Source organism: Streptomyces sp. SID14436 (assembly GCF_010548465.1).
Lineage (GTDB): Bacteria > Actinomycetota > Actinomycetes > Streptomycetales > Streptomycetaceae > Streptomyces.
This window is the reverse complement of record NZ_JAAGMD010000614.1, coordinates 1-1,477: the sequence shown is the minus strand read 5'-3', so window position 1 is coordinate 1,477 and position 1,477 is coordinate 1. Positions and strand designations below refer to the sequence as shown.

Annotated in this window: 1 protein-coding gene; it reads right to left on the bottom strand. The window is 74.3% G+C overall.

The window, feature by feature from the left end; all coding sequences use genetic code 11:
- The coding region (locus G3I53_RS21690; RefSeq protein ID WP_164438682.1) for an ABC transporter ATP-binding protein at nucleotides 1-1,122 on the bottom strand (1,122 nt) is incomplete at its 3' end.
- Nucleotides 1,123-1,477 lie beyond the last annotated feature (355 nt).

Genomic DNA, 1,477 nt, shown 5'->3' with positions numbered 1-1,477 from the left:
CGCGCCGGGGCGCAGCGCCCCGGCCCGCTCCCGCAGGCGGTCCAGTACGGTGCCGTCGCGGCGGCGCCGCCGCTCGGTGCGCCCCGGGTGCGGACGCGGCGCCTCCAGGTCGGGGACGACGGCGGGCCGCGAACCGGTGTCGAAGTGCACCAGGACCTCGTGGCCCTGGAACTCGACGTGCTCGACCAGCCCGGTGAGCACCACCTCGCCGGGGCGGGCGGCACCGGCCTCGGCGATGCGGACGGCCTCCGAGCGCAGCCCGACGATGACCTCCCGGCCCTGCTGCACCCGCAGCAACTGGTGGTCCAGGGACAGGGGTTCGGGCAGCCGCAGGAACTGCTTGCCGAGGCTGATGGTCATGGCGCCGTCCAGCGGCGCGCGGACCAGCCCGCGCAGCAGGTTGATGCGGGGGATGCCGATGAACGCGGCGACGAAGACGTTCGCGGGCAGCGCGTACACCGTGCGCGGGCTGCCGACCTGCTGGAGCACGCCGCCGCGCAGCACGGCGACCCGGTCGCCCAGTGACATGGCCTCCCCCTGGTCGTGGGTCACGTAGACCGTGGTGACGCCGAGTTCGCGGGTGAGCCGGGACATCTCGGCGCGCAGGTGGTTGCGCAGCTTGGCGTCGAGGTTGGACAGCGGCTCGTCCATCAGGAAGGCGGAGGGGTGGCGGGCGACGGCCCGGCGCATGGCGACGCGCTGCCGCTCCCCGCCGGACAGCTGCGCGGGGAAGCGGTCGAGGAGGTCCTCGATGCCCAGCATGCGGGCGGTGGCGTCGACCCGCGGGGCCGGGTCCGTCCCGGGCGCCTCGATGCGCAGCGGGAATCCGATGTTGTCGCGGCTGGTCATGCTCGGGTAGAGGGCGAAGTTCTGGAACACCATCGCCATGTCCCGCTCGGCGGGCGGCAGGTCGTTGGCGTACTCGCCGTCGAGGAACAGGTTTCCGCCGTCGATCTCCTCCAGACCGGCGATCATCCGCAGCACGGTGGACTTGCCGCAGCCGGAGGGGCCGAGCAGGACGAGGAACTCGCCGGGCGCGATGTCCAGGGACAGCCGGTCCACGACACGGTGGCCCCGGGTGTAGGCCTTGCTCACGTCGTGCAGGGAGATGGCGCGTTTCATGACGGTGCCCCCTGGGGTTCGGCAGGGCGCGGATGCTCCGCGGCGGGAAACGCCTCGTGCGAGCCGTACGGGGCGTGTGAGTCACGGAAGCTAACGGAATGTGCACGGCCGGGGGAAGGGAGCGGACGGATCGCGCTGCGAGCGTCCAGTCCGTGAGAAACGGGACCGCTGGGCTCCGGTTCGGCGGCCCGGGTACGGCCCGGCTCCTTCTCAGGGGCGGGCGGCGCCGTCGCGTCCCCGGGCGCGGTGGGGCGATCGGTGCGGCTGCGGGGGCGCCGTTCGGCCGGGGCGTTCCGGGTCCGCGGGCGGACGGGGAGCGGCGGGGCCGGCCGGGGAGCGCAGGGCGATGCCCGAG